Raw genomic sequence first — 24,113 nt, 5'->3', positions numbered from 1 at the left:
GCGAATATGACAAGCTGGCCCGCCAGTGCGCGGTCGAAGGCAAGGATCATGTGCAATATCTGTTGCGCCTGTGTGAATTGGAGCTGATCGAGCGCGAACGCCGGATGGTCGAACGGCGGATCAAAGCGGCAAAGTTTCCGGCCACGAAAAGTCTCGACAGCTTTAACTTCAAGGCCATCCCGTCGCTCAACAAAGTCCTAACCATGGAACTTGCCCGCTGCGAATACGCCGATCGCCGCGAAAATATTATTGCTCTGGGTCCTTCAGGAACCGGCAAGACCCATGTTGCTTTGGGCCTTGGCCTTGCAGCCTGCCAGAAGGGTCTGAAGGTTCGCTTCACGACAGCCGCGGCTCTGGTCCATGAGTTGATCGAAGCGGCCGATGACCGGCGTCTGCAACGGATACAAAAGATGATGGTCAGTCAGGACCTGCTGATCATCGATGAACTCGGCTTCGTTCCCCTGAGCAAAACCGGCGCTGAGTTGCTGTTCGAAGTCATCTCGCAACGCTATGAGCGCGGCTCGATCATCATCACATCCAACCTGCCGTTCGATGAATGGACCGAAGTCTTCGGCTCCGAACGCCTTACCGGTGCCATCCTGGATCGCTTAACCCACCATGTGCATATTTTGGAAATGAACGGCGACAGCTACCGGCTGAAACAGAGCCGAAAACTCCAGGACTGAACTCCCCAAAACAGCATCAGTGCTGGCCTACGGCCAGCGCGCTCTGGCACGCGTTAGCTATGTGGTGAGCACACGCGCCAGAGCGCCACCGACATCCCGAGCGTGGCCCCTATTTGCGCCGGTAAATGGCCCCTTATGTCACCGTGATTGACAGACGTGCGATGTCGACAAGGTCGTATTGCCGCCGCTGGCTCTCCAGATTGTTCATGACCTGGGACTGCGTCGATTGACGGACATAGACGACTGCCTTGTGCGTCAGGACTTGCATGGGGATCAGATCAACGCCGGTCATCGTCTAGTTCCTCCACGGTCAGGCCTGCAGCCTGCATCATAAGCTGGGCAATTATGGTTATGGCCCTCGTCCGTTCCTTGTCGCTCATGCCGTCCACGATGCGGCGTTCGAACATCAGATTCATCTGACTGCCTGAGATCGATCCCGGCATGTCGTGCAGTTTCATTAAATTCCTCCCCTGTGAGCACATCTTCGCTTGGGGAGTTTGTGAGAACCGAAGCCTGCGTGACCAGTCCCCGGAGTTCCGATAGCGCTGCGACATCAACCTGCGGGGGGCCGAATGTCATACCGGCGCAGGCCAGAGGGTCTATCATCCAGACAGAGATCGAGACGACGACGCCGGACGGGCCTTCAACTTTGAGAAACTGCCAAATCGCGCGCTGTTCTACGCGCAGCAGCCTGACATTCAGGCCGAAATAGGGATGCCAACGATAGTGAACTTCCCGATTTTCGCCGACATGGGCAGAATGAACGGGCACTGGGAATAGGACGGAAAAACTGGCTTTTGCGGGTGCAGATACCGGCGCCGAAACCATCGGCCGCATCCACGATCACAAGATCAACCGGCTGGATGAACGGCTACCGTGGAATTGGACACCGCCGGGATCCGCAATGGACAGTCAAGCCGCGTAAGCTGCGGTATCAACGGGGCCCTACGAACAATTGATGGCGATCCGTGGACATTGGTTAATCCCGCATGTCACGATCCGTCTTGGACACCAACATCCCCTTGTTCCGCTGTGGCGCGAAACCCAAATCCTTGCGCGGTATGACACTGTCAGGCAGTTTCGGGCGATTGCACCCGCCATTCTCGCCGGAGGCTTTTGTCGTCACGAACATCGCGAGACCACTGATTTTGATGAATGGCTGGATGCCCGGCTTGAGGGGGGGGCCCGGCGCCTGGATGGCTCGACACCCACCCACTTCATGCCGCCACGACATTTTGCTTCCTCCTTGGCAGCGCTCGGATGCGGCACTAGGCGACGTCACCTTCAAATGTTGTTCCAGAGGACCATTGGGCACTCCTCCAGATGGGATACGAAATCGCTAAGGATGGCCCGGAGGCAATTCTGGCTGCACTGCAACGTCTGCAGGAGTTAGCGGGTGATCCGCGTCAGGGACCAAAAAAGATTTACCCGGTTCTTTATGCCAGTTTGTCGGGTAAATACCGTGACGCACCAGACCACGCGCCATTCCGAGCGATCATGAGGACTCACCTGCTTGAAACCTGGCCTCTGAATGCCGGAGATGACTTTCTCGGCGAGCCGGTAGAGGCGCACAAGTTGCACTCGGTGGCGTCAACGTCCCGGCAAACCGGAATTGATCCACGCCGTCTACGCAAGATGCTCGAGAGTAAAGGTCATCTGGACAGTGACCGCACTGACGGATGGGCCGTGTTCGATGCCAATGCCACCGAAAATCTGCTGGACTCTCTGACACGCCTTTTGCCTGCCAAAGATTTTTGGGAAAACCTCGGCATGTCACGATCGCAGTTCGATCTGCTTGTCGAGGACGGCGTGCTCAAGCCAAAACTACAGACCAGAACAATCAAAAATGTCTGGGACCCCCGGGATGGACAGGCATTCTTGGATGGGCTGCTGTTCGGTGCCGAACCCCTTCGTCAGACGCGGAATGGTTGGGACCATATTTCGAGTTCGGCCCGTCGATTGAAGATCCGACCGGGAGACATCGTTCGCATAACCGCCCCAAAACCTCCAAACAATAAATAGTAATATATATCAGCAACTTAAAATAATTTCGGCCATCCCAAACACGCCCAAAAAGCAAATTTTTCTTCTGGTCGGGCCGAAAATTCCCAGATCCTGCGCACGCTTCTGCTTTCTTTTGCGCACGCCTCCACTTTCTCTGGCTGCTGCCTAACGATTTCTAAAGGCAATTGCCTCATGAACAGGTCAGGAGCGGCAAGAAATGCGGCAGTCAGAATGACCCATATCCACACACCCCCCTCGTGCAACCCGCTGCGCGCCGTGATCGGGCCGCTGCTGATTGCCGCCTTGGTCGCGCTGCCTGTGCAGCCAGCGCGGGCCACGCGCGGTTCGCCGCCAGATCTGTGCCGCGCCTCAGCCGCTCGGGCCGCGCAAAAGACCGGCGTTCCGCTTGCCGTGCTTTTGGCGATCTCTTTGACCGAAACCGGGCGGCGGCTTGACGGACAGACAAGCCCATGGCCTTGGACCCTGAACGTCGAAGGCAAAGGGTATTGGCTGGACGGCGAGACGGCGGCGCTGGAGCTGGCGCAACGTACGCTCGCCGCTGGGACCAAAAGCTTTGACGTCGGCTGTTTCCAGCTCAATTACCGCTGGCACGGCGCCGCGTTTTCATCACTCAACGACATGCTGAACCCGGATCAGAATGCGCTTTATGCGGCGCGGTTCCTGGCTGACTTGTTTCAGGAAACCGGCGATTGGTCCCGGGCGGCGGGACATTATCATTCCCGCACGCAGGCATTCGCGGATCGCTATCGCCGGACCTTCGACACCCATCTTGCAGCGATGGCCGACATGCCATTACCAGACTTGGTCGAACTTGCCCCGGGCCGCGCCCCGCGTGAGAACCTCTACCCCCTGTTACAAACCGGCGCGGCCCCATCTGAGCTTGGCTCTCTCATGCCCCGCCACATCAGCAATCAGGGCGGCCTGTTCGCCAATCGAACGACGAAACCCTTCTGGAGCGGCTCATGAAAACTTTTGACGCCAAGACACTGTTCCAGCCCACAATTCTGATGGCTCTGGCGCTGATGGCGATCATCGTGATGATGATCTTGCCCGTTCCGGCCTTCGTGCTGGATGTCGGGCTTGCCCTGTCCTTTTCCTTGGCCATTTTGATTTTCACCGTCACCTTGTTCATCGAACGGCCGCTCGATTTCTCGGCCTTTCCCACCATCCTACTGGCGTCGCTGATGCTGCGGTTGTCGCTGAACGTCTCCTCCACCAAGCTGATCATCGGCAACGGCCACACTGGAACCCGGGCGGCGGGCGACGTTATCAACGGGTTCGCCAGCTTTGTGATGAACGGCAACGTGTTCCTCGGTCTTGTCGTGTTCTGCGTGCTGTTGATCGTCAACTTCATGGTCATAACCAAGGGCGCCGCGCGGATGGCCGAGGTCGGGGCACGGTTCGCGCTAGACGCCATGCCGGGCAAGCAGCTTGCCATCGACAGCGATCTTTCGGCCGGGGCGATCACCCATGAAGAAGCCAAGGCCCGCCGCGCCACGGAACAAGCCGAAACAACCTTTTTCGGGTCGCTGGATGGGGTATCGAAATTCGTCAAAGGTGATGCGATTGCCGGTCTGCTGATTACCCTGCTCAATCTGGTGATGGGGCTGGCCATCGGAGTCATCGCCCACCAGATGCCGCTGGGTGAGGCCGCCAAGACCTATGCCATTCTGACGGTCGGTGACGGCTTGGTCACTCAAATCCCTGCCGTCATTATCTCAATCGCCTCGGCTTTGTTGCTGGCACGCGGCGGCGCAACCGGCACCACCGATCTGGCCGTGTTCAGCCAATTGGGCCGCTATCCTGCTGCATTGGCGACGGTCGGCGTGCTCATGGGCCTGTTCGCGCTGGTTCCGGGCTTGCCGTTCATTCCGTTTGTCTTAGGCGCCGCAGCTTTGGGCGGCAGCGCCTTTTGGGTCTTTCGCAAAACCAAGGCCGAGGATCGCAGCAAGGCCGAAGCCCAAGCCGTGACAGATCGTAGCCCGGCCCCGGCCAGATCGTTGGGTGATATGCTGGATCTGGACGACATCCACGTGGAATTCGCCCCGGACTTGGTGGCGATGGTCCTTGATCCGGCCACCGGACTGGACGCACGCATCATCAGCATGCGCACCCATGTGGCGGAAACCTTCGGCCTGATCATGCCCGAAATTCGCCTGACCGACAATTCCGGCCTGACGCCCGGCACCTATGCCATTCGCATTCAGGGCGTGGAACGAGTCCGCGACCGCTTGCGCCCCGACCGTGTGCTGGCGTTGTTGCCCGACACCATGGCGGTGGCGCAATCCAGCAGCGATGTGAAGGAGCCGGTCTATGGGGCACCCGCCCGTTGGATCACCCCGCAGGAACAAGAAGCGTTCTCAATGGACGGGGCGACGGTGGTCACGGCATCAGAGGTGCTCGCCACACACCTTTTGGAAGTGGTGAAATCGAACCTCGCGCATCTGATGACGATGAAAGGTCTGCGCCGTTTGTTGGATGAGATGACGCAACTGTCCGACAGAACTCGGGCCGAGGCGAACCGGCGCCTGCTGGACGATCTCATACCCGACAAGGTGCCCCAAGACACCTTGCTGGCAGTGCTGCGCCTCTTGCTGGAAGAGCGCGTCTCGATCCGCAATCTTCCGCTGATCCTTGAAGCCATCGCCGAGGTGCGCGGCTTGCATTCGGTGCCCGAAGCGGTGTGCGAACATGTGCGTCGCCGCCTTGGCTTTCAATTGATCGCCGATCACCGCCGCAGCGATGGTACCTTGCCGCTGCTACAACTAGCCCCAGAGTGGGAGACCCGGTTTCAGGGACACCAATTGGAAGGCGATCGCGGGCTGTCCGACGTTGCCCTGCCGCCCGAGGACTTTAACCGTTTGGCGAACTCGATCGCTGATCGCTATTCGCGGCTCAGCGCTAAGGGCGAAAGTCCCGCCCTGATCACCAGCACCCGCCGCCGCCGTTTCTTGAAAACAGTTGTTTCGACCAAAGGCTTACGTCTGCCGGTCCTGTCCTTCGAGGAAATCGGACTGGATGCGCGGCCGGCCATTGTTGGGGTGGTTCCGGCGTGACCGAACTGGCCGCAGCCCTGCTGGATCTGGTGGGAGATTGGGCGTGGCTCGGCTTTGTGGTTTTCCTCAGAATCGGCAGCGCCTTGACGCTGCTGCCGGGATTTGGCGAGCAATCCGTGCCGGTCCGGGTCAAACTGGCGCTGGCCTTTGCCTTCACCGCCGTGGTCGCGCCCGCCATTGCCCCGAACCTTGCCCTTCCCGCCCCGAGCCTCACGGCCCTTGTCCGCACCATCGGCACCGAAACCTTAAATGGGTTAATTCTTGGTTTTTCCGTCAGGCTGTTCATCTGGATGCTTCAGGTCGCGGGGACCATCGCGGCGCAGTCCACCTCGCTGTCGCAGCTTCTGGGGGCCGAAGCCATCGACCCGCAACCCGCGATTGCCCAAATCCTCCAAATCTCCGGGCTGGCGCTGGCGATGATTATGGGCCTGCATGTCCGGATCGCAGAAGCCCTGATCTTGTCCTATGATCCACTCCCGCTTGGTCAAGTTCCGCTCGCGTCAGACCTGTCGCTCTGGGCGTTGGCGCGGGTGGCCGAGACCTTCGGCCTCGCGTTCACCTTTGCGGCGCCCTTTGTCATTACCTCGCTTATTTATAACGTCGCCCTCGGGGTCATTAACCGCGCCATGCCGCAGCTCATGGTGGCCTTTGTCGGTGCCCCTGCGATCACGGCGGGCGGTCTGGCCCTTCTGTTGCTGGTCGCGCCGATCATTCTGCCAATCTGGGCCGATCTCTTGGCGGCGCGCCTGTCAGATCCCATGGGTATGCCGCGATGAGCGGGGCCGGGGACGACGACAGTGAAAAACCGTATGAGGCCAGTCAACGCAAACTGGACGAGGCCCGGAAGAAGGGCGAGATCCCGCGTTCAACAGACATTATCACTGCCGCCGCGTATGGCGGATTTCTATTGGTGGCGCTGGTGTTTGGCGCGAACAGTCTGCAGGCGCTTGGCACATCGCTGATGGTTCTTCTGGATCAAGCCGACAGCCTGTCGGTGGCATTTCTTGCCGACGGAGGTCGCAGCCTCGCAGGGGGCGCCATGGCACGGGTTGGCCTTGCACTGTTGCCGTGGTTTTTAATCCCAGCGGCAGTGGTCCTGGCTGTCATTCTGGCACAACAGGGATTCACCGTCACCGTCAGCAAGCTGGAACCCAAGCTGTCGCGCCTCTCGCTTTTAAGCAATCTCAAGAACAAATTCGGACGAGGCGGCTTGTTTGAATTCGCCAAAAGCTTGACCAAATTGATCCTCATCTCGACGGTTCTTGGCCTATTTCTGCGGGCGCAATTGCCGGTCATGTTGAGCAGTGTCAGCCTTGGGCCGGGCGGGGTCGTGGCGATGATGGCCCGGCAATCCGTCGGGTTCTTCTGGGCGGTCGTCGCCATCGCCGGGCTGCTCGGCGCCATCGACCTGCTGTGGCAACGGGCCGAGCACGCTCGCAAAAACCGGATGTCGCATAAAGAAATGGTCGACGAATCGAAACAGGCCGAGGGCGATCCGCACATGAAACAACAGCGTCGCCAACGCGCATATGATATCGCCACCAACCGGATGATGGCCGACGTTCCAAAGGCAGACGTGATCGTGGTCAACCCCGAGCATTACGCGGTTGCCCTGCAATGGAGCCGGGACAAGGGCAGCGCGCCGATCTGCGTTGCCAAAGGGGTCGATGAGGTTGCCGCCCGCATCCGCGAGGCCGCTATGACTGCCGGGGTGCCGCTCCATCGCGATCCGCCAACCGCCCGTGCCCTGCATGCCACCACCGAAATCGGGCAGCAGATCGGACAAGAGCATTTTCGCGCCGTGGCCAGCGCCATCCGCTTTGCCGACCAGATGCGGCTGCGCCGAAAATCGAGGTAATCCATGCACCGTAATCTGGCCCGTCTGATCGAACTCGCCGCTCTGGTCCGCGCGGATGAAATGGCACGGCTTGGGGATTTGCGGGCTGAGATGGCAACGCTCCGCGCCCGGATTACCGAACTGCGCGGCGCAACCACCGCCGCGACGGAGATGACCGGCTATTTTGGGTCCGGGGCCGAGGCCACATGGCACCGGTGGCGGCACCAAGAGGTTGCTCGGCTGAACCGCGCGCTGGCAGAATTACGCGCCAAAGAACCAGACCAAGAGCAAAAAACCCGGATCGCGGTTGCCCGGACCCAGGTTTTGCAAAAACTGTCTGACCGCACTTGACCCCCGGATAACGAGGGCCGTCCGTCACACATCCTGACGCACAAGATCGACGATCAGCACATCGCGCACGCTGGTTCTGCTTGCACCAACCGCAGCTTCGCGCAAGGCCGCGCGCAGGATATCGAGGTCGACACTGCTGGTGAAATTGCCATCAAACCCACCCGCATTGGCATGATCGAACAGCACCCGCAGAAAGGCATCGCGAATTTTTGGCTCGCGCTCATAGACCGCATCCTTGGCGCCTTTGTCCACTTCGACGCTTAGGGACAGGACCACCATGGATTTGACCTTGGTCGGACCCATGACCGGGATCACGAATTGATTGGAGAATTTCACGAACTCTGTCGCTGGGTCGGTCCCGTTCGCTGGCAGATCATGACCGCTGACGGCCGCGGTCGGCGCACAGGTCGCAACAGCCGCGGCTCCGGGGCTGGGATCCGTGGGGCTCCCATGTTCGTCTACGGATGTGTCCCCATGGGCAACCGTCTCGGTCAGATCGGGTTCGGGCCGCAACAGCAACCCCGCCCCGACTCCGCCGCCAAGGCCCGCAAGCGCCAGAATAACTGGTATCAACTTCCCCATGGGCGGCTCCTAAAATGGCAAAATGATGTCCGAGATCTGCTGGCCCCAGCGCGGTTGCTGAACATCCATGATCTGCCCGCGACCGCCGTAGGAAATTCGCGCCGAGGCGATCTTGTCGTATGTGATTTCATTGTTCCGGGAAATATCCGCAGGCCGGACATAGCCCGTTACCAGAAGTTCCCGGATTTCAAAATTAACCCGGACTTCCTGACTGCCTTCCAATTCCAGAACGCCATTTGGCAGCACCCGTGTCACTGTCGCCGCCACCCGCAGGGTAAGCTTTTCGTTGCGCTTGACCGAGCCGTCACCATCCGAGCCGCTGCTCGACCCCACCGACACCGCATCCGCCATTGAGGCGCCGGCTGGCAGATGCTCATCAATCCGCTGCGGAATTCCGAAAAATTGCGGCATCTTCAGGCTTTCATCCGCCGAGCGCGACCGCGATGTGCTGTTCGAGATTTCCGCCTTTTCATCGATTTCAATCACCACGGTCAGGATATCGCCCTGCTCGCCCGCGCGACGATCCCCCAGAAGAGAGTTCCGCCCCCCACTCCACAACGACGACTGATCGACAACCCGTTGCTTTTCCAATGTTTGCGGCAGACCGACGGTGGTCATGGCCAAGTGCTCGCGCCCGGTATCCGTCGCGCTGAAACTTGGACGTTTGCCGACATGATCCATGCGGGCACAGCCGGCAAGGCTGGCCAAAATCAGACTGCCGGCAAGAAGCGTTTTCATTGAAGCTCTCCTGAATTTCATCGACTGACCGGCCCGACACTGACGCTGCCATCCGCCATTACGGTTCCCGTGACCGTGCTGCGGGAATCGAGGTTCATCACCCGTACGAGCGCGCCTGGACCCGCGCGATCCATTGCGCGTCCTTCAGTGCTGATCGACAGGCCACCACCGAAATACGTCAGGACGATAATCTGGTTGCGCTCGATCACGGCGGGCGCTGTCAGATCGCCCGGCAGGATCGGACGTCCCGCATAAATGTTCACCCGCGCCTCGCGGCCCAGCGCTTGCGACGGTTTCTGCAATGCGCCCGCGATCGCCTCAGACCGCAGCGCGATGTCGGCGACCGTCAGAAGGGTTTGTGCCCGGATCATGCGCGCCGCCACAATAGCCTCGGCTTGGACTGCAACGGGCAACAGAACCAGAACGGGGATCAGGAAGCGGAACATGCCGCTATCGGACTTGCGAGGTTGTGGCCATCATCTGATCCGATGCGGTGATGACCTTTGCGTTCATTTCATAGGCGCGCTGCGCTTCGATCAACTCCGTGACTTCGCGCACCGCGTCGACCGAACTGTCCTCCAGATAGCCCTGACGCAGAACGCCCAGACCATCGGTGCCCGGATCGCTGACATTAGCCGGGCCAGAGGCCTCGGTTTCGCGGAAATTGTTACTGCCCATGGCTTCCAGACCACGTTCATTTGTAAACGCTGCCAGAGTAAACTGACCCAGCAATTCCGCCTCGACCCGGTCATCGAAATAGCCATAGACCTCGCCATCGGCATTGATCGAAATGCTGATCGCATCGTCGGGAATGGTCATGTCCGGCACCACCGGATAGCCGTCTGCGGTGACAATTTGCCCATCTGCCGAGCGTTTGAGACTGCCATCCCGGGTATAGGCGGATTCGCCGCTGGGCAACGTTATCTCCAGATAGCCCTTGCCATCGATTGCCAAATCCAAGTCCCCATTGGTCTGGCTGAGGGAACCTTGCGCAAGCAACACCGAGACCGATGTCGGGCGCACCCCCAGGCCCAACTGAACCCCGGTCGGCAACACAGTTCCGTCCGACGCATTGATCGACCCCGGGCGTTGCAACTGCTGATAATGCAGATCGGCGAATTCGGCCCGCCGGGTATTGTAAGCGGTCGTGCTCATATTGGCGAGGTTGTTGGAAATGACTTCCACCCGCATCTGTTGCGCCGACATACCAGTGGCGGCAATTTTTAGGGCGCGCATGATTAACTCCTATTTCCCAGGGTCTGAACAACGGACCGGATACGTTCATCTTCTGAATTGAGCAGGTTGCGCCCGGCTTCATAGGCCCGCTGCACGTCGATCATCCGGGCAATCTCAAGGATTGGGTCGACGTTCGACGCTTCCAGAAAGCCCTGCACGATCTGGCCATCCTCCAACGCAATCGTTTCGCCTTCGACGGTAAAGCGCACACCGCCAGCCCGGACCATCTGGGTCGGGTCCGCAGGCATGACCAACCCGATCTGGGCAATTGCGACGCCATCCGCGCTCAGTGTTCCATCAGCAGACACCATAATGGACAGCGCATCGGGCGGCACGACGACCGGCGCCCCCCCGGCATCGAGCAGCCGGGCGCCATCCGACGCCATCACGGAGCCCTCGGGACCCGGCGCAAAACTTCCAGCCCGGGTCAGCGCTTGGCCATCTTGGGTTTCGACTAAAAAGTAACCCTCGCCCTCGATCGCCAGATCAAACTGACCGTTGGTCTGGGTCAGTTGCCCCTGACTTCGATCGAACATCCGCACTTTGGCGGTGGCCATAGACAGCGAACTGTCGGCATTTTCGAGGCGGCTGACAAACTCGGAAAAGATCAGACCTTCCTTCTGAAATCCGTCTGTGCCGATATTGGCAATATTCTGCGCGATTACGGACATTTCGTTCCGCAAACCGCTTTGACGTGTCAGGATGGCGTAATTGGCATTATCCATGTCAGCCTCCGGCAATCAGGGGAATAAGTGTGTCGCGAAAATATCCGGTCAGGGTTTCGGTCATGAAGCCCATGGTCATCCAGAATACGATCAGGATCGCCCCCAGTTTGGGCACGAAGGTCAGGGTCATTTCTTGGATGGAGGTCAATGCTTGAAACAGACCCACCGACACGCCGACCAGCAGGGCAATCCCAAGGATTGGCATGGAAATCAGGACCGAAATCCACAATCCCGCGCGCAACGTGTCGAAAAATACCGTTTCAGCCATCGGTTCAGACCGGCATCCGCAGGATTTCCTGATAGGCTTCGACCACCTTATCGCGGACGGTCACAGCCGTTTCGACTGCCAACTGCGACTGGGCCAATGCCTCGACCAAGGCATGCGGATCGGCTTTTCCGACCAGCGCCGCCTCTGCGGTGGCTTCGGCATTGCGCAGGGTCGCGGTAAAATCAGTGGCGATTTGCCCGGCGAGACCGCTGGCCCCACCCTGCGACGGCTCAGGTTCGGTTGCGGGACGCGCCTTAGCATAGTTCTGGGCGGCAAAAGTTGATTTAATGTCCATTCTGGACCTCCGTTATCTGCGCAGCAGATCGAGCAATGCACTCGACATCTGCCGGGCCTGATCAAACATTTTCAGGTTGGCCTCATAGCCGCGTTGCGCTTCGCGCGAATCGGCAATCTCGACGATGGGATTGACGTTCGACCCCCGGTAATAGCCACGGCCATCCGCCATCGGATGCGAGGGATCAAAAATTTCAGGCAGGTCCGAGGGGTCAAGTTTGACCTGACCGGTCGCGACTTGGCCTGTGGCCGCGCGACCGGCCTCCGCTTCAAACGGCACGGTTTTGCGGCGGTATCCCGGCGTATCCGCATTGGCGATATTTTCGGCCACGTGGCGCAACCGTGTGGCTTGGGCGCGCATCCCGCTGGCGGAAATTGCCTGACTGTCTTTGAAATCGCTCATCCTGAACTCCAATCACCCGCGGCCAAGGCCGGAGCGCAACAGATCGATCCCGCTCCGGTAAACGGACACCGCCATATTGTGCTGAAATCGCACTTCGGAGGCTTTCATCATTTCCGTTTCAACCGACACCGTGTTGCCATTGGGCGCGGCGTCCCCGGGAACGATCCCTTCGACCAGCGCGGCACCATTGGGTTGCAACGGTGTCTGTTGGTGACCTGGCCGCGATGTGCGCAACGCTTGACGGACACCGCCCTGCGCATAGGCATCGCCAAAGGATGTCAGGTCTCGGGCTTTAAATCCCGGCGTTTCCGAATTCGCGATGTTGCGCGCGATGATGGATTGTCTGGCACCGGCGTGACTTGCCAGTGCGGACGCGACGTTGAACAAGGTTAAACCTTTGTACATCGGGGCTTCTCCCTCGATTGCCTTCAACCTTGCTTAACCGTGATTCGTTTAGAAAGGGTTGTCGGCACCAACTGGGAGAGCGCCATGTCATCCACCGAACTTCAGGCATTGACGGCGAGTGTCGCCCGGATTGAAACGGTGTTTTCTGTCGGGCGGGTGGCGCGCCTCAACGAAGCCACCATTTCCGTTTCGGGACTCTCGGTTCGCGCCGCCCTTGGCGATATGGTCGACATTCGAAGGCGCTCTGGCCATGCCATTGGCGGGGAAATTATTCAACTCGGTGGGGATTTGGTTGACATCCTGCCCACCACCCCGCTGTTCGGCGTCTCGGTTGGCGACCGGGTGCTTCTTCGGCAACCGGCTTGGCTTGCCCCGCATGACAGCTGGATCGGACGGGTGATCGACCCGTTCGGGGCTGCATTGGATGGTCGACCAATCCTGTCTGGCGTCAAGGTCCGACCGCTACAGGCCACGGCCCCACCCGCAACCGAACGGCGTCGGCTTGGACCACGACTGGAAACCGGCTTGGCCGCATTCAACACATTTCTTCCCATTGTGCGCGGCCAACGTATCGGTCTGTTTTCTGGGTCGGGTGTCGGAAAATCAACGCTACTGGCCGGGCTGGCCCGCGGGCTGGACGCCGATGTCGTTGTGGTCGGTTTGGTCGGTGAGCGTGGACGCGAAGTTCGACATTTTGTCGACACCGTACTGGGGCCCAGAGGCATGGCGCGTGCCGTGGTCGTCGCCGCAACCTCTGATCAGGGTGCGCTCGCACGACGACGCTGCGCCTGGTCCGCGATGGCGGTGGCCGAGTATTTCCGCGATCAGGGGCTGCATGTGCTGGTCTTGATGGATTCGATCACCCGCTTCGCCGAAGCCCACCGCGAAATTGCAGCGGCCAGCGGAGAACCCGGCGCCCAGCACGGCATGCCGCCATCGTTGTCGCATCAAATCATGGCGCTGGCAGAGCGGGCCGGACCTGGCACACAGGATGCCGGCGATATTACGGCGGTGTTCAGCGTTCTTGTTGCGGGGTCCGATATGGATGGTCCAGTTGCCGACATTCTGCGCGGCGTATTGGACGGGCATGTGGTTCTGGATCGTTCCATCGCCGAGCGCGGGCGGTTTCCAGCCATTGATTTGCTTCGGTCCGTCTCGCGCAGCTTGCCCGACGCCGCATCGGATGAGGAAAATCGCGTGCTTGCCTTGGGACGGTCGCTTTTGGGTGCCTATGATCGCGCAGAGCTGATGATCCAATCCGGGTTATATCAAAATGGCTCTGATCCCCTCGTCGATCAGGCCATCGCCTGTTGGCAAGGACTGGACCGGTTTCTGGCGGCGACATCATCGGAAACCGTGGCCGACAGCTTTGCGCGATTGAATCTGGCCTTGTCAGGCGCTTAGGATCTGCCCCAAGCTCGGCCGCGCCGGACCACCCGGTCAGGCACCGTATAACGTGGCAAGGATGTTCGACGAACCGGTATTGCCCCCAGACAGCAAGGCCAGAGCGGCTGATCCCGCGATGGCACCGGACCCACTGGTGTCGAGACTTGCCCGTAACAGAAACGTCCGCCTTAAATCATCAAGGGCTGTGCCAGACAGAAAATCGGCCACCTCCGAGACCCCGAACTGCCGCGAAGAGCGCTCCCGGAAAATACCCAGTTGCTGGTCGATATCCAATGTTGCGAAACTGTCGGGCAGGCCCAATGCCGTCTCGAAAACCGTTCTGACGGCGGCAGATCCCATTACCAGAAACCACTGCGAATCTGGGCCAGTTGCGCGGTTGCTGATGCTTGCCAAATCGCGTTCAAGACCAAGTGCCAAGCGCATGTCGGGATCGGCCTCGCCGACCGCGGCCTCAAAGCTGCGCTGCCGGTATGCAGACAGTATTTCGTCTGGAAAAGTGCTGAGGACCGTCCTTGGCACCGAAAAATCACCGAAACCGAACGCTTTTGAAAATTCTGCGTAGCGCGGGTCTGACAGCTTGTTGGCCAGACTATCTTGCGCCAGCGTGCCTTCCTCCAGCACCTTCTTGATGAAGAATTTGTTGGCTTGATCGTCACCTAACCCAAAGGCCCCCAGCGCAACTTTAAGCAGGCCGTAATCTGACACCAAATCTTCGGCGGTGCGAACGGACCCAATCTTTTCACGAAACGCGGCCTCCTCCCGCGCGATCTGTGGATTACTACTGTGAGCGGCCTGTTGTTCCGGCAGGGTCCGGGACAAAAAATTCCAACCAGGGACACCGGTCAACGGCAGGAGCGGAAGAAATGTCATCTCGATGCGCCGGGATTGAGCAGACGCTCTTCACGCGGCAACAGACTGCGTAAGGCCTTGAGGGCCGCGTAGAACTGATTGTCCCGCGCCGCTAGAGTTGCCGTGTCCAGAAGTTCACGGCTGTCATGGTCAAGCAAGACCTGACTCAATTGCTCTATGCCACGCATCAGCAGTTGCCGAGCATCATCCGCTTCCGCATCGCCGGATAAAACCATTTGGGCGATATAGCATACCCGGCGCACCGGCGTTGTCACTTCCTCCGGGTGAATCGCATCCTTCAGACGCAGGATGTTGGCATTTGGCGATATAATGTTCAGTCGGCTGCGGCGATCGCCATTTTCGATAACAGCGCCATTGATCAGGATCCGCTCCCGCGGCCCAAGTTTCAGGACAAGACCGGTCACGTCGCCTGCCCCTGCTCCCGAAGGCCGCGCATGACGGCCGCGTTAATATCAATCAGAACCGCAGGATCCGCCTTATCCTGAAGAATACGACGGGTGTAATGGACCGTAAATTCCGCCAGATAGAAAATTTGCGCCCGCAAGGTGGTCGGAAGTGCGTTGTCTCCGTCCGCCACACTGCTGGCAAGAACTGTCCAAAGCCGGCGATTGTCATGCAGAGGACGCACCAATGCCGCATGATCTTCCGCCCCTTTCAAATCCCGAGTGACCCGGGCAAAAGCCGCGTATTCAATACTTTGAGGCGTTCTCACCGCTGAGGTCGCCGGGGAATAGGCCGTTCGGGCCATATCGAAAGCGTTCACGTCATTTCCTTCCAATGACCGGTTGGGATCGACCGGCGTTTTGCCGGGAAGAGGTCGGGGCCCCCGCGATCACGGAGGCCCCGTCCCGGACGTTACCGGAAGAGCGACAGAACGTTCTGCGGCGCCTGATTGGCGATCGACAGCGACTGGATGCCAAGCTGCTGCTGGACCTGTAGCGCCTGCAACCGAGCCGATGCCTCTTCCATGTCGGCATCCACCATGGACCCGATCCCCGCCTTCATCGAGTCGGTCAATTTCGACACGAAATTCGCTTGGATTTCCAGCTGCTTGGCGTCTGAACCGAAGGCTGCAGCGGCATCGATTGCGGTACCAATCAGGGTCTCGACACTGCCCAAAGCAGCTTGGGCGTTGGCCAAAGAAGTGACGTCGAGGGATTGCAGGGCCCCAAGACCGCCGGAACCGGCATTAGTGAACTGCGCGCTGATCGACACCGCGTTGGCGCTGGTGTTGGTGAAGACCAAGTCACCGGCGTTTGCCGAATCGTAATCGACGGTCACGTTCGTGCCACTCATGGCTTCGATCTGCGCCTTCATCGCCACCGCGATGACATCCGACGACGACGTGGCGGCAAGATCGGCGGCTGTGACAGTATAGGTGGCCGATTGCGATCCGATCTTGACCGACAGTTGGTCGCCGGCATTCAGCCCAGCCGCGGAGATTGTCAGCGTATCGTTGTCGTTCGCATTGCCTGCGACATCCAGAGACATCGACGCTGCATCGCCGCCCGTGGAGGCATAACCGTTGCCAGTCGCGAATACAGCCGCCGCGACAAAGCCGGTCGTTGCCAGATTCTGCCCCGAAACTGAGATATATGATGGCGTGACAGCGCCTGATGAATCACGATCCAACGACGCCAGCACGTCAGTGCTTCCGCCAACCACAGTGCCATCGACAAGGTTCAGACCATTGAACTGCGCCGCGCTGACAACCGACGCAATCTGCTCTTTCAGCGCGGTGACGTCATTGTTCAGCTTGGTCCGGTCGACGTTATCACCGGTGGCCGCGACGATCTTTTCCTTCATCTGCCCCAGTAGATCGGTGATCGTTTCAGCAGCCGTCTGTGCAACAGCCACGGTAGACTCGCCCAGTGCCAGACTGTCAGAGATCGCGTTGAACCCAGTCACATCAGATTCCATGACCTTGGAAATGGCCCAGATCGCCGAATTGTCTTTCGCGTTAGAAATGGTTTTGCCGGTCGAAATCTCACTCATGGTGGTGTCGAGACCGGAGTTAATCGACTTGAGAGTCTGCAGAGCGACCATTGCGCTCGTGTTGGTCAGAATACTGGACATACTTGGTTCCCTATGTTCACGACGCTTTTGCGCCAGGTTCGAAGCCCCGCAATCGTTCGCGGTCCAACCAGTCTTTCTGACTGTTGCGAGGAGAGGTGTCCCCCGCGCCACCCCAATGGAATGCCCGCTGACCTTGGCCTGACACCTCCTAAAGGATCCCTAAGCAACACACGGAAACTCCGTCGATTTTTCGGTAAATCCATCCCAACTCCCCGGGGCTCACCCCCTCACGCGCGCCGGGACAGCTGACCGGGTCCGGTCTCTGCGGGCACACGCCGACCGTCCGCACCATAGGTCGTCGTCCCATCCAGGGTCTTGCGCAACTCAGCGATCCTCAGAATGGCGGCGTTCAGCCCTTTTGCGGTCGCCGCAAGAAGCACCTGATTGCGCCGGGATTTCCAGGAAAGCCGCTCTGCGTCTGTCGGGGAAATTTGCCCCTTGAACCGGCCCAACTCGGTGCTCAGGCGTTCGGTTTCAGCGATGTCCTGTTCGATCCGATCGAAACGGCCTTCGCGCAGGCTTTGCCAAGCCCGATCCAGTCCGAGGTCCAGTTCCGCGACCAATGTTAACGCCGCGCCCATGCCGGTCATTGTCGTGCCTTCAGGGACTGAAAGATCGATTCGGCCAATCCCAACCCACCGGCCCGGGCTATACTGTCCGCTTGAGCGTCGCGCAGGAACGAGGCGAACTGTTCTTCACCCTCGCCACCGCCGAATTCCCCCGCACCCGCCCCAAGACCCGAAGATTTCAGCATTTCTGCCAGAAAACTGGCCTCGAGCTTTACCGAAACCTCCCGAAGGGCGGCCTCGCTGGCAGCAGCAAATGGTGACGGTCCGGCAGCGGGCGGCCCGCCCACCAGCCGTGATTGCGAAAGGTCCATGACGTCATATCTCCGATTGGAAGGACTTCACCGGAGATGCCATGACGGCAGTAAAGAACTGGTAACCCTGTTCATGCAAGTTACCCGCAGTCCGGATGAACGCCGAGGATCCAATGCTGCACAGCCTGCGCCCCGCTTTTTCAACTCCGCCACAGGATCCGGCATCAAAACCATTGCCGAACCCGAGCACGAACTCTGCCGTCATAGGCCCCGAGGCAGACGGCAACCGTGCCAAAACCGCCAGCTTCGGGTTGTCGAACGACGGGACCGATACCCCGGCGCAATCCGGGTCCGCCCGCCCAGAAGAGACAGCTGTGCCCGTTTCCGCTCAGGCACAAGACACCCCGGATTACGCAATGACCCTTGTCGCCTTGCCGTTCCCGGTATTGCCGGATCAAAGCTATGCGCCCCACAGCCTCACGGGGTCTGCCGCCTCCGCACCATTGTCAGGGCAAGAACCGACACCGGCGGCCGTGGACCTTACCTCAGGTCCCCGCCCTCTGCACCGAGACGGCGCGGCTACCGTGCCCAGCGCGAGCGGCGATCCGGCCCGAGCCGGAATCGTCGCCATGCAGCCGCCCGGCGACGCGGACCAAGCCGCGGGGCGGGGCGAACTCCCGCAATCGGGCGCGCAGATTGCGGCAACTTCTGGCACGTCCACACCGCTGGCGTCAGCTTCGCCAGCACATACCGCCGCCTCCGTTGCGCTTGCAGCCCACAGTACGACGGGCAGACGCAGTGCAGAAACACCGCCATCTGCGGTAGAATCGCAGGGAAATTCGGGCCAAGGCACGCAAACCCTGACGGCAACGGCGGCAGCGCCCACCCCTGCCCCGACAGCCGCATCCGGAACCGGCGGAATGCAGGGCTCAGGGTCTGGTCTGGCAGAAATCATGATCGATACGGACCAGCCCGATCCCGGCGCCGACAATCCGGCGCTCAGCGATCCGATCAAATCCGAGGCGCGAAGTCTCGATCCCCTCCGACCCGAGTCGCAGCGGGCAGACGCCAGCCGCCCAGAGATTGCCCGGCAGGTCGGACAGCAACTGATTGACGGGCTGCGCCAACGGCGCGATGGCGCGATCGAAATTTCCCTCTCGCCAGAAGAACTGGGCCGGGTCCGAATGATTCTTCAGGGCAGTGAGGGCCGGATGCACCTCACCATCCAATCAGAACGCGCCGACACGGAAGGGTTGATGCGCCGCCATATCGCAGAGTTGCAGGCCGAATTCCGCGACCAAGGATATGCCGATGTGTCGTTCTCATTCGGCAAGACCGGCTCGGACGGATCACCTCAACCCGGCACGACCGACGCTCAAACCGACGGCGGACGGGACGGGGCGCAACCGCAAACTGATCCGCATCGCGCGGCGCTCGTCCCCTCTACCAGCCCCCTCAACGCGTACGGCGGTCTTGATCTGCGGCTTTGAAAGGACAGACCTATGGATATCCAGCAAACCAATACCAGCTACGGCTCAACCGTGTCGTCCTCTGCGCAGGTTGGCGCCGGCACCAGCGCCATTTCGGCCGATTTCGAAACCTTCCTCAAAATGCTGACCACGCAACTGGAGAATCAGGATCCGCTAAACCCGGTCGACTCGTCGGATTACGCGGTGCAACTCGCCACCTTCTCTGGCGTCGAACAACAGGTCCTCACCAATCAGTTGCTCAGCGATCTGGCCGGTGGCGGCGGCTTGAGCGGGCTGGCCGATCTTGCCCCTTGGGTCGGGATGGAAGCTCGGGTTGCCAGCCCGGATATCACCTTCAATGCCACGCCAATTGATCTGCACTTCACCGTGCCACCCGCGGCCCGCAAGTCCGAACTGGTCTTGTCCAGCCCGATTGGGCAGGAACTTCAACGCATCGATGTCACCGGCCAGACCTCGCCATACACATGGGTAGGCACGGGCGTTTTGACCGGAGCGTACAAAATCGAGGCACTGCACACCGATTCCAAGGGCGGAACCACCACCTCCGGGATCGAGACTTATGCCCGCGTCACCGAAGTGCGCGCCGGAACAGAGGGCGCAGATGTGGTGTTGGACGATGGCCGCGTCGTTGGTTCCACGACCATCACCGCCCTGCGCACCCCGTGATGAGATGCGGCCCGCCTCAGAGCAGGTGCAGCACCATCGCGCCTGCCGCCGATACACCCGCCCCCAGCAAAGCCCAGCCCAGAGGCCGCCAACGCGACGGCTGGGCAGGTTCAGGCAAAGGCGCCACTTGACGTAACAAGGCCGCTTCGGTCAACCGCGGCAGACGCGGCCCAAACCGCGCCAGAACCTGCAGCGTTTTGACCATGTCCCGCGCCAGCGCCTGCGGCCCGATATTCTTGCGGATATAGCCCTCAACCACCGGCTGAGCCACTTCCCAGATATTGATCCGCGGATCGAGCGACCGCGCCACCCCTTCGACCACAACCATCGTCCGTTGCAGCAAGATCAGTTCGGTCCGGGTTTCCATTCCGAATTTCTCGGTCACTTCAAAGAGATAATTCAACAGCCGCGCCATGGATATTCGGGTCGCATCCATCCCGAAAATCGGCTCTCCCACCGCACGCAGCGCCCGGGCGAATTCATCGATATCCCGGTCCGAAGGCACATATCCGGCCTCAAAGTGAACCTCGGCCACCCGCCGGTAATCCTTGCGGATGAAGCCGAACAGGATCTCGGCATAGACCCGGCGGGTGTATTCGTCGATCCGTCCCATGATCCCGAAATCCAGCGCGATCAGGTCGCCATTGGCGGCGATCTTCAAATTGCCCTGATGCATATCGGCGTGGAAATACCCGTCGCGCAAGGCATGGCTAAGAAACAGTTGCAGCACCCGGCGCGCCAGATCGGGGCGGTCGATTCCGGCCGCATCCAGCCCCTGCAAGTCACTGGCCGCAATGCCTTCAGCCCAACCCAAGGTCATGACCCGCCGCGCCGAGAGATGCCATTCGACCTTTGGAACCTGAAACCCTGCATCTTTCTCGGTCGAGGCCGCGAATTCGCCTGCGGCGGCGGCTTCCAGCCGGAGGTCGAGTTCGCCCAGAACGACGCCTTCGAAATGCCGGATCACCTCTAGCGGGCGCAGGCGCCGCGACGATGGCGACAGCAGTTCAACCAAAGACGCCGCCAGATAAAACGCGTCGATGTCCATTCGAAATGCTTTTTCAATCCGCGGGCGCAGCACTTTGACCGCCACCAGTGTCCCGGTCTCAGACAGTCGCGCCTTGTGGACCTGCGCGATCGAGGCCGCCGCGACTGGTGGGCTGAACTCGGAAAACACCGCATCCACGTCGATGCCCAACTCGCGCGCCACTTCCGCCTTGGCCACGTCGATGGGAAAGGGCGGCAGCTTGTCCTGCAAGACGCTCAACTGCGCGGCCAGTTCTTCGCCCACCACATCAGGGCGCGTCGACAGAATCTGGCCGAATTTGATATAGGCCGGCCCCAGCGCCGTCAGGGCGCGCGTCACCGGCGGCACCGACGGATCGCCTTTCAGGCCAAGCGGCTTGAACGGCCACCCCAGAACCCGCGCCAGAACCCGCAGGCTGGCGGGCGCGTTCATCGCTTCCAGCACGACGCCCATCGCTCCGGTCCGCTCAAAGGTGGCGCCCGTGCGGATCAGCCGCCAGATATTGTGAGGTCCCCGCACCTAGATTTTCCACCCGGAATGCAATGCCGCAATGCCCAGCGACAGATTGCGATAACTGACCTGACCGAACCCGGCCTCACGGATCATGCGAGCAAAGGTCTCTTGGTCTGGAAAGCGGCGAATCGATTCCACCAGATACTGATAGCTGTCCCGGTCCTGCGCGATCAGCTGGCCCATGGCCGGAATCACGTTAAAGGAATAGCGGTCATAGGCCCATTGCAATGCCTCGTTGGGCAGTTGGCTGAACTCCAACACCATCAAACGCCCGCCGGGTCGCAGCACGCGGTAGGCTTCGCTCAGGGCTTCATTGATCCGGGTGACGTTCCGAATCCCAAAGGAAATCGTATAAGTGTCAAAGCTGTTGGCCGGGAACGGCAGCGCCATGGCATCGCCGACCACCCAGTCCAGCCGCGCCGACAGGGCCTCGGCATCGGCCCGCAAGCGGCCTTCGTCCAGCATGGAGGCAGTCAGGTCCAACACCATGGCGGATGCGCCCGGTGCCCGCTTCAGATATCGGAAGGCGACATCACCGGTGCCACCCGCCACATCCAGAAGACGGGTGCCCGGACGTGGCGCCAGCCAGTCCATCATCGCGTCTTTCCACAACCGATGCACGCCAACCGACATCACGTCATTCATGATGTCATAGCGCGAGGCCACCCGGGTAAAGACCCCGTGGACCATGCCTGCTTTCTCGGATTCAGGGACGTCCTGAAAGCCGAAATGCGTCACCGTCTTACCCGATTCGTTCATTGGCTCGCTCATGGGTCTTGCCGTTCCTTGTTCTGCCCCTTCTTATAGAGCGCCCGCATCCTATGACAACGCGGTCGCAGACAAACAGCAATCTACAGAGGGGATTGGCCGCATGCCTGAACTGCCCGAAGTTGAAACCGTCCGACGCGGCCTGTTGCCCGTCATGGACGGCCGGGTGATTACTGCCGCCGATATCCGCCGCCCGGATTTGCGCTGGCCACTGCCCGAACGCATGTCCGAACGGCTCACCGGGCAAACCGTTCTGGCGTTGCGGCGGCGGTCAAAATACATTCTCGCCGATCTCAGCTCCGGCGAAACCCTGTTGATCCACCTTGGCATGTCCGGCCGCATGCTGATCACTCCCGGCAGTGACGCAACGTCTTCTGCTGGGGGGGCGTTCGCGCATCCCGCCCCCGCCAAGCACGATCACGTCATCCTCGACATGGCCGGGGGTGCCCGCATCAGCTTTAATGACGCCCGACGGTTCGGCGCGATGGATCTCGCCCCGACAGCCAGTGTCGATCACCACAAAATGCTGGTCGGGCTTGGCCCCGAGCCCTTGGGTAATGACTTTCACGAAACCTACCTCGCCGCCGCCCTGACAGGGCGCAAGACACCGATCAAATCCGCCCTTCTGGATCAGCGCCTGATCGCCGGTTTGGGAAATATCTATGTCTGTGAGGCGCTTTATCGGGCGGGGATCTCACCCCTGCGCTTGGCTGGCACACTCTCGGACGGTCAGGTCGCCGGTCTGGTTCCAGTAATCCGGTCTGTTCTGACCGACGCTATCGCCGCGGGCGGATCATCCTTGCGCGACTACCGGCAGGCCGATGGCGAACTGGGCTATTTCCAACACAGCTTCGATGTGTACGGTCGCGCCGGACAGCCTTGCCGCACCCCTGACTGCCCCGGAACCATCACCAGAATCGTGCAATCTGGCCGGTCCTCGTTCTATTGCCCGACCTGCCAAAGATAGGCCGGGCCTCGGCCATATCAGGCTTGAACACCGGTCCAAGACTGATATGGCTGGGGTTTGTTGAAACAAGTATGCCAGGTAGCCATGGCCTATGAGACTCTGACCCTCGAAATCGATGACCACATTGCGGTCATCAAGTTGGACCGGCCCGAGGCGCTCAATGCGCTCAGCAGCCAGCTCCTTCGTGAACTCATTGACGCACTGCGCTCGATCGAGAGCAATGACAAAGTCCGGTGCACCATCATTACCGGGTCCGACAAGGCCTTTGCCGCCGGTGCCGATATTGCCGAACTGGCCGAGAAAACCTTCGTGGATGTCTACGCCGCCGACCTGTTCGGTGCCATCAGCCATCAGTTCCAACTGTGCCGCAAGCCTATCATCGCGGCGGTCTCGGGCTATGCCCTTGGCGGCGGTTGCGAATTGGCAATGATGTGCGACTTCATCATCGCCGCTGACACCGCCAAATTCGGTCAGCCCGAAATCAACCTCGGCGTCGTCGCGGCCATGGGCGGCACTCAGCGCCTGACCCATGCGGTCGGCAAGTCCAAGGCCATGGACATGCACCTGACGGGGCGGTTCATGACCGCCGAAGAAGCCGAGCGCTCCGGGCTGGTCAGCCGCCTTGTCCCGGCGAAGAAATTGATGGACGAAGCCCGTGCGGCGGCGTTGAAAATCTCGGAAAAGTCCCGCCTGACCTCGATGGCGGTCAAAGAAGCAGTCAATCGCAGCTTCGAAACCTCCCTACAGGAAGGGCTGCTGTTTGAACGCCGCCTGTTCCATGCCCTGTTCAACAGCGCCGACAAAGCCGAGGGCATGGCCGCCTTCCTTGAAAAGCGCGATCCGCAGTTTCGCGACAAGTAAAACGTAAAAATCCTCTCCAACAGTTGACTCGGCGGCGACTCA

General features: G+C 60.2%; 31 protein-coding genes. 12 read left to right on the top strand and 19 right to left on the bottom strand.

The window, feature by feature from the left end; translation table 11 throughout:
• A partial coding sequence (gene istB, locus BV911_RS11390) for an IS21-like element helper ATPase IstB (RefSeq protein ID WP_086053739.1) occupies positions 1 to 686 on the top strand: 686 nt, incomplete at its 5' end.
• Positions 687 to 819: 133 nt separating this feature from the next.
• On the opposite strand, the gene BV911_RS19170 is transcribed toward istB, so the two are convergent.
• Together BV911_RS19170 and BV911_RS11385 are read right to left on the bottom strand one after the other, a co-directional pair.
• Positions 820 to 978: a hypothetical protein gene (locus tag BV911_RS19170; RefSeq protein WP_205963849.1), complete on the bottom strand. Its 159-nt coding sequence runs from the start codon at positions 976 to 978 to the stop codon at positions 820 to 822.
• Positions 965 to 1,144 carry a hypothetical protein gene (locus BV911_RS11385; RefSeq protein ID WP_086053738.1) on the bottom strand — a complete coding sequence of 60 codons (180 nt, stop codon included), beginning with the start codon at positions 1,142 to 1,144 and terminating at the stop codon, positions 965 to 967. Before BV911_RS11385 ends, BV911_RS19170 begins: the two co-directional genes overlap by 14 nt.
• An 865-nt stretch (positions 1,145 to 2,009) precedes the next feature.
• Between BV911_RS11385 and BV911_RS11375 the strand changes: the two genes are divergently transcribed.
• The 6 genes from BV911_RS11375 (at position 2,010) to BV911_RS11350 (ending at position 7,955) form a co-directional block, all read left to right on the top strand.
• Positions 2,010 to 2,708, top strand: a complete 699-nt coding sequence (locus BV911_RS11375; protein ID WP_086053736.1) for a hypothetical protein — start codon at positions 2,010 to 2,012, stop codon at positions 2,706 to 2,708.
• Between the two features lie 213 nt (positions 2,709 to 2,921).
• Positions 2,922 to 3,677, top strand: coding sequence for a transglycosylase SLT domain-containing protein (locus BV911_RS11370; protein WP_205963848.1), 756 nt, complete (start codon positions 2,922 to 2,924; stop codon positions 3,675 to 3,677).
• Positions 3,674 to 5,767, top strand: coding sequence for a flagellar biosynthesis protein FlhA (flhA, locus tag BV911_RS11365; RefSeq protein ID WP_086053735.1), 2,094 nt, complete (start codon positions 3,674 to 3,676; stop codon positions 5,765 to 5,767). The genes BV911_RS11370 and flhA overlap by 4 nt, the downstream gene beginning before the upstream one ends.
• Entirely contained in the window at positions 5,764 to 6,543 is a 780-nt protein-coding gene (locus BV911_RS11360) for a flagellar biosynthetic protein FliR (RefSeq protein ID WP_086053734.1), read from the top strand. The genes flhA and BV911_RS11360 overlap by 4 nt, the downstream gene beginning before the upstream one ends.
• Positions 6,540 to 7,625 carry a flagellar biosynthesis protein FlhB gene (locus BV911_RS11355; protein ID WP_086053733.1) on the top strand — a complete coding sequence of 362 codons (1,086 nt, stop codon included), beginning with the start codon at positions 6,540 to 6,542 and terminating at the stop codon, positions 7,623 to 7,625. The genes BV911_RS11360 and BV911_RS11355 overlap by 4 nt, the downstream gene beginning before the upstream one ends.
• Positions 7,626 to 7,628: 3 nt before the next feature.
• Positions 7,629 to 7,955, top strand: a complete 327-nt coding sequence (locus BV911_RS11350; RefSeq protein ID WP_086053732.1) for a hypothetical protein — start codon at positions 7,629 to 7,631, stop codon at positions 7,953 to 7,955.
• 24 nt (positions 7,956 to 7,979) lie between these two features.
• Here the strand turns inward: BV911_RS11350 and BV911_RS11345 are convergent, their stop codons facing one another.
• The 9 genes from BV911_RS11345 to BV911_RS11305 are packed head-to-tail and all read right to left on the bottom strand — an operon-like array spanning position 7,980 to position 12,606.
• Positions 7,980 to 8,537, bottom strand: a complete 558-nt coding sequence (locus tag BV911_RS11345) for a flagellar basal body-associated FliL family protein (protein WP_086053731.1) — start codon at positions 8,535 to 8,537, stop codon at positions 7,980 to 7,982.
• A gap of 9 nt (positions 8,538 to 8,546) precedes the next feature.
• Positions 8,547 to 9,275: a flagellar basal body L-ring protein FlgH gene (gene flgH / locus BV911_RS11340; protein ID WP_086053730.1), complete on the bottom strand. Its 729-nt coding sequence runs from the start codon at positions 9,273 to 9,275 to the stop codon at positions 8,547 to 8,549.
• 17 nt (positions 9,276 to 9,292) lie between these two features.
• Positions 9,293 to 9,721, bottom strand: coding sequence for a flagellar basal body P-ring formation chaperone FlgA (gene flgA, locus BV911_RS11335; protein ID WP_086053729.1), 429 nt, complete (start codon positions 9,719 to 9,721; stop codon positions 9,293 to 9,295).
• Between the two features lie 4 nt (positions 9,722 to 9,725).
• On the bottom strand, positions 9,726 to 10,511 hold the full coding sequence (gene flgG, locus BV911_RS11330; protein ID WP_086053728.1) for a flagellar basal-body rod protein FlgG: 786 nt from the start codon (positions 10,509 to 10,511) through the stop codon (positions 9,726 to 9,728).
• 2 nt (positions 10,512 to 10,513) lie between these two features.
• Complete coding sequence (locus BV911_RS11325) at positions 10,514 to 11,236, bottom strand: flagellar hook-basal body complex protein (RefSeq protein WP_086053727.1); 723 nt, start codon at positions 11,234 to 11,236, stop codon at positions 10,514 to 10,516.
• 1 nt (position 11,237) lies between these two features.
• The gene (locus tag BV911_RS11320; RefSeq protein ID WP_086053726.1) at positions 11,238 to 11,504 is read right to left on the bottom strand and encodes a flagellar biosynthetic protein FliQ; all 267 of its coding nucleotides are present in this window, start codon (positions 11,502 to 11,504) and stop codon (positions 11,238 to 11,240) included.
• Positions 11,505 to 11,508: 4 nt separating this feature from the next.
• Positions 11,509 to 11,799 (bottom strand): flagellar hook-basal body complex protein FliE, encoded by a 291-nt coding sequence (fliE, locus tag BV911_RS11315; protein ID WP_086053725.1) that lies wholly within the window; start codon positions 11,797 to 11,799, stop codon positions 11,509 to 11,511.
• A gap of 12 nt (positions 11,800 to 11,811) precedes the next feature.
• On the bottom strand, positions 11,812 to 12,201 hold the full coding sequence (gene flgC / locus BV911_RS11310; RefSeq protein ID WP_086053724.1) for a flagellar basal body rod protein FlgC: 390 nt from the start codon (positions 12,199 to 12,201) through the stop codon (positions 11,812 to 11,814).
• Positions 12,202 to 12,213: 12 nt separating this feature from the next.
• On the bottom strand, positions 12,214 to 12,606 hold the full coding sequence (locus BV911_RS11305; RefSeq protein ID WP_086053723.1) for a FlgB family protein: 393 nt from the start codon (positions 12,604 to 12,606) through the stop codon (positions 12,214 to 12,216).
• A gap of 84 nt (positions 12,607 to 12,690) precedes the next feature.
• Between BV911_RS11305 and BV911_RS11300 the strand changes: the two genes are divergently transcribed.
• Complete coding sequence (locus BV911_RS11300; RefSeq protein ID WP_086053722.1) at positions 12,691 to 14,010, top strand: FliI/YscN family ATPase; 1,320 nt, start codon at positions 12,691 to 12,693, stop codon at positions 14,008 to 14,010.
• 36 nt (positions 14,011 to 14,046) lie between these two features.
• Here the strand turns inward: BV911_RS11300 and BV911_RS11295 are convergent, their stop codons facing one another.
• From BV911_RS11295 to BV911_RS11270, 6 genes are all read right to left on the bottom strand, one after another.
• Positions 14,047 to 14,883: a DUF1217 domain-containing protein gene (locus BV911_RS11295; RefSeq protein WP_086053721.1), complete on the bottom strand. Its 837-nt coding sequence runs from the start codon at positions 14,881 to 14,883 to the stop codon at positions 14,047 to 14,049.
• Positions 14,880 to 15,287 (bottom strand): flagellar biosynthesis repressor FlbT, encoded by a 408-nt coding sequence (gene flbT, locus BV911_RS11290; protein WP_086053720.1) that lies wholly within the window; start codon positions 15,285 to 15,287, stop codon positions 14,880 to 14,882. Before flbT ends, BV911_RS11295 begins: the two co-directional genes overlap by 4 nt.
• Entirely contained in the window at positions 15,284 to 15,646 is a 363-nt protein-coding gene (gene flaF, locus BV911_RS11285) for a flagellar biosynthesis regulator FlaF (protein ID WP_240512221.1), read from the bottom strand. Before flaF ends, flbT begins: the two co-directional genes overlap by 4 nt.
• A 92-nt stretch (positions 15,647 to 15,738) precedes the next feature.
• Positions 15,739 to 16,959 (bottom strand): flagellin, encoded by a 1,221-nt coding sequence (locus tag BV911_RS11280; protein WP_086053719.1) that lies wholly within the window; start codon positions 16,957 to 16,959, stop codon positions 15,739 to 15,741.
• 227 nt (positions 16,960 to 17,186) lie between these two features.
• On the bottom strand, positions 17,187 to 17,549 hold the full coding sequence (locus BV911_RS11275; protein ID WP_086053718.1) for a hypothetical protein: 363 nt from the start codon (positions 17,547 to 17,549) through the stop codon (positions 17,187 to 17,189).
• A complete protein-coding gene (locus BV911_RS11270) occupies positions 17,546 to 17,839 on the bottom strand; it encodes a rod-binding protein (RefSeq protein WP_086053717.1) in 294 nt (97 codons plus the stop codon). Before BV911_RS11270 ends, BV911_RS11275 begins: the two co-directional genes overlap by 4 nt.
• 113 nt (positions 17,840 to 17,952) lie before the next feature.
• On the opposite strand from BV911_RS11270, the gene BV911_RS11265 reads away from it, so the two are divergent.
• Together BV911_RS11265 and BV911_RS11260 are read left to right on the top strand one after the other, a co-directional pair.
• The gene (locus tag BV911_RS11265; protein ID WP_205963847.1) at positions 17,953 to 19,269 is read left to right on the top strand and encodes a flagellar hook-length control protein FliK; all 1,317 of its coding nucleotides are present in this window, start codon (positions 17,953 to 17,955) and stop codon (positions 19,267 to 19,269) included.
• A gap of 12 nt (positions 19,270 to 19,281) precedes the next feature.
• A complete protein-coding gene (locus tag BV911_RS11260) occupies positions 19,282 to 19,935 on the top strand; it encodes a flagellar hook capping FlgD N-terminal domain-containing protein (protein WP_086053715.1) in 654 nt (217 codons plus the stop codon).
• Positions 19,936 to 19,951: 16 nt separating this feature from the next.
• Here the strand turns inward: BV911_RS11260 and ubiB are convergent, their stop codons facing one another.
• Both ubiB and ubiE read right to left on the bottom strand, forming a co-directional pair.
• Complete coding sequence (gene ubiB, locus BV911_RS11255) at positions 19,952 to 21,481, bottom strand: 2-polyprenylphenol 6-hydroxylase (protein ID WP_086053714.1); 1,530 nt, start codon at positions 21,479 to 21,481, stop codon at positions 19,952 to 19,954.
• Complete coding sequence (ubiE, locus tag BV911_RS11250; protein WP_086053742.1) at positions 21,482 to 22,234, bottom strand: bifunctional demethylmenaquinone methyltransferase/2-methoxy-6-polyprenyl-1,4-benzoquinol methylase UbiE; 753 nt, start codon at positions 22,232 to 22,234, stop codon at positions 21,482 to 21,484.
• A gap of 112 nt (positions 22,235 to 22,346) precedes the next feature.
• Between ubiE and mutM the strand changes: the two genes are divergently transcribed.
• Together mutM and BV911_RS11240 are read left to right on the top strand one after the other, a co-directional pair.
• Entirely contained in the window at positions 22,347 to 23,210 is an 864-nt protein-coding gene (gene mutM / locus BV911_RS11245) for a bifunctional DNA-formamidopyrimidine glycosylase/DNA-(apurinic or apyrimidinic site) lyase (RefSeq protein ID WP_086053713.1), read from the top strand.
• A gap of 84 nt (positions 23,211 to 23,294) precedes the next feature.
• A complete protein-coding gene (locus tag BV911_RS11240; protein WP_086053712.1) occupies positions 23,295 to 24,071 on the top strand; it encodes an enoyl-CoA hydratase-related protein in 777 nt (258 codons plus the stop codon).
• The last annotated feature ends 42 nt before the right edge of the window (positions 24,072 to 24,113 follow it).

This window comes from Pseudoruegeria sp. SK021, from assembly GCF_002119405.1.
Classification (GTDB): domain Bacteria; phylum Pseudomonadota; class Alphaproteobacteria; order Rhodobacterales; family Rhodobacteraceae; genus Meridianimarinicoccus.
Note: the sequence above shows the minus strand (reverse complement) of the source record. Positions and strands in the feature narration are given on the sequence as shown.

Bases quoted from the DNA above. Each gene is read 5' to 3' on its own strand.
- BV911_RS19170 (WP_205963849.1), bottom strand. From the start codon at position 978: ATGACCGGCGTTGATCTGATCCCCATGCAAGTCCTGACGCACAAGGCA.
- BV911_RS11385 (WP_086053738.1), bottom strand. From the start codon at position 1,144: ATGAAACTGCACGACATGCCGGGATCGATCTCAGGCAGTCAGATGAAT.
- BV911_RS11375 (WP_086053736.1), top strand. From the start codon at position 2,010: ATGGGATACGAAATCGCTAAGGATGGCCCGGAGGCAATTCTGGCTGCA.
- BV911_RS11370 (WP_205963848.1), top strand. From the start codon at position 2,922: ATGACCCATATCCACACACCCCCCTCGTGCAACCCGCTGCGCGCCGTG.
- flhA (WP_086053735.1), top strand. From the start codon at position 3,674: ATGAAAACTTTTGACGCCAAGACACTGTTCCAGCCCACAATTCTGATG.
- BV911_RS11355 (WP_086053733.1), top strand. From the start codon at position 6,540: ATGAGCGGGGCCGGGGACGACGACAGTGAAAAACCGTATGAGGCCAGT.
- BV911_RS11350 (WP_086053732.1), top strand. From the start codon at position 7,629: ATGCACCGTAATCTGGCCCGTCTGATCGAACTCGCCGCTCTGGTCCGC.
- BV911_RS11345 (WP_086053731.1), bottom strand. From the start codon at position 8,537: ATGGGGAAGTTGATACCAGTTATTCTGGCGCTTGCGGGCCTTGGCGGC.
- flgH (WP_086053730.1), bottom strand. From the start codon at position 9,275: ATGAAAACGCTTCTTGCCGGCAGTCTGATTTTGGCCAGCCTTGCCGGC.
- flgA (WP_086053729.1), bottom strand. From the start codon at position 9,721: ATGTTCCGCTTCCTGATCCCCGTTCTGGTTCTGTTGCCCGTTGCAGTC.
- flgG (WP_086053728.1), bottom strand. From the start codon at position 10,511: ATGCGCGCCCTAAAAATTGCCGCCACTGGTATGTCGGCGCAACAGATG.
- BV911_RS11325 (WP_086053727.1), bottom strand. From the start codon at position 11,236: ATGGATAATGCCAATTACGCCATCCTGACACGTCAAAGCGGTTTGCGG.
- BV911_RS11320 (WP_086053726.1), bottom strand. From the start codon at position 11,504: ATGGCTGAAACGGTATTTTTCGACACGTTGCGCGCGGGATTGTGGATT.
- fliE (WP_086053725.1), bottom strand. From the start codon at position 11,799: ATGGACATTAAATCAACTTTTGCCGCCCAGAACTATGCTAAGGCGCGT.
- flgC (WP_086053724.1), bottom strand. From the start codon at position 12,201: ATGAGCGATTTCAAAGACAGTCAGGCAATTTCCGCCAGCGGGATGCGC.
- BV911_RS11305 (WP_086053723.1), bottom strand. From the start codon at position 12,606: ATGTACAAAGGTTTAACCTTGTTCAACGTCGCGTCCGCACTGGCAAGT.
- BV911_RS11300 (WP_086053722.1), top strand. From the start codon at position 12,691: ATGTCATCCACCGAACTTCAGGCATTGACGGCGAGTGTCGCCCGGATT.
- BV911_RS11295 (WP_086053721.1), bottom strand. From the start codon at position 14,883: ATGACATTTCTTCCGCTCCTGCCGTTGACCGGTGTCCCTGGTTGGAAT.
- BV911_RS11280 (WP_086053719.1), bottom strand. From the start codon at position 16,959: ATGTCCAGTATTCTGACCAACACGAGCGCAATGGTCGCTCTGCAGACT.
- BV911_RS11275 (WP_086053718.1), bottom strand. From the start codon at position 17,549: ATGACCGGCATGGGCGCGGCGTTAACATTGGTCGCGGAACTGGACCTC.
- BV911_RS11270 (WP_086053717.1), bottom strand. From the start codon at position 17,839: ATGGACCTTTCGCAATCACGGCTGGTGGGCGGGCCGCCCGCTGCCGGA.
- BV911_RS11265 (WP_205963847.1), top strand. From the start codon at position 17,953: ATGCTGCACAGCCTGCGCCCCGCTTTTTCAACTCCGCCACAGGATCCG.
- BV911_RS11260 (WP_086053715.1), top strand. From the start codon at position 19,282: ATGGATATCCAGCAAACCAATACCAGCTACGGCTCAACCGTGTCGTCC.
- ubiE (WP_086053742.1), bottom strand. From the start codon at position 22,234: ATGAACGAATCGGGTAAGACGGTGACGCATTTCGGCTTTCAGGACGTC.
- mutM (WP_086053713.1), top strand. From the start codon at position 22,347: ATGCCTGAACTGCCCGAAGTTGAAACCGTCCGACGCGGCCTGTTGCCC.
- BV911_RS11240 (WP_086053712.1), top strand. From the start codon at position 23,295: ATGGCCTATGAGACTCTGACCCTCGAAATCGATGACCACATTGCGGTC.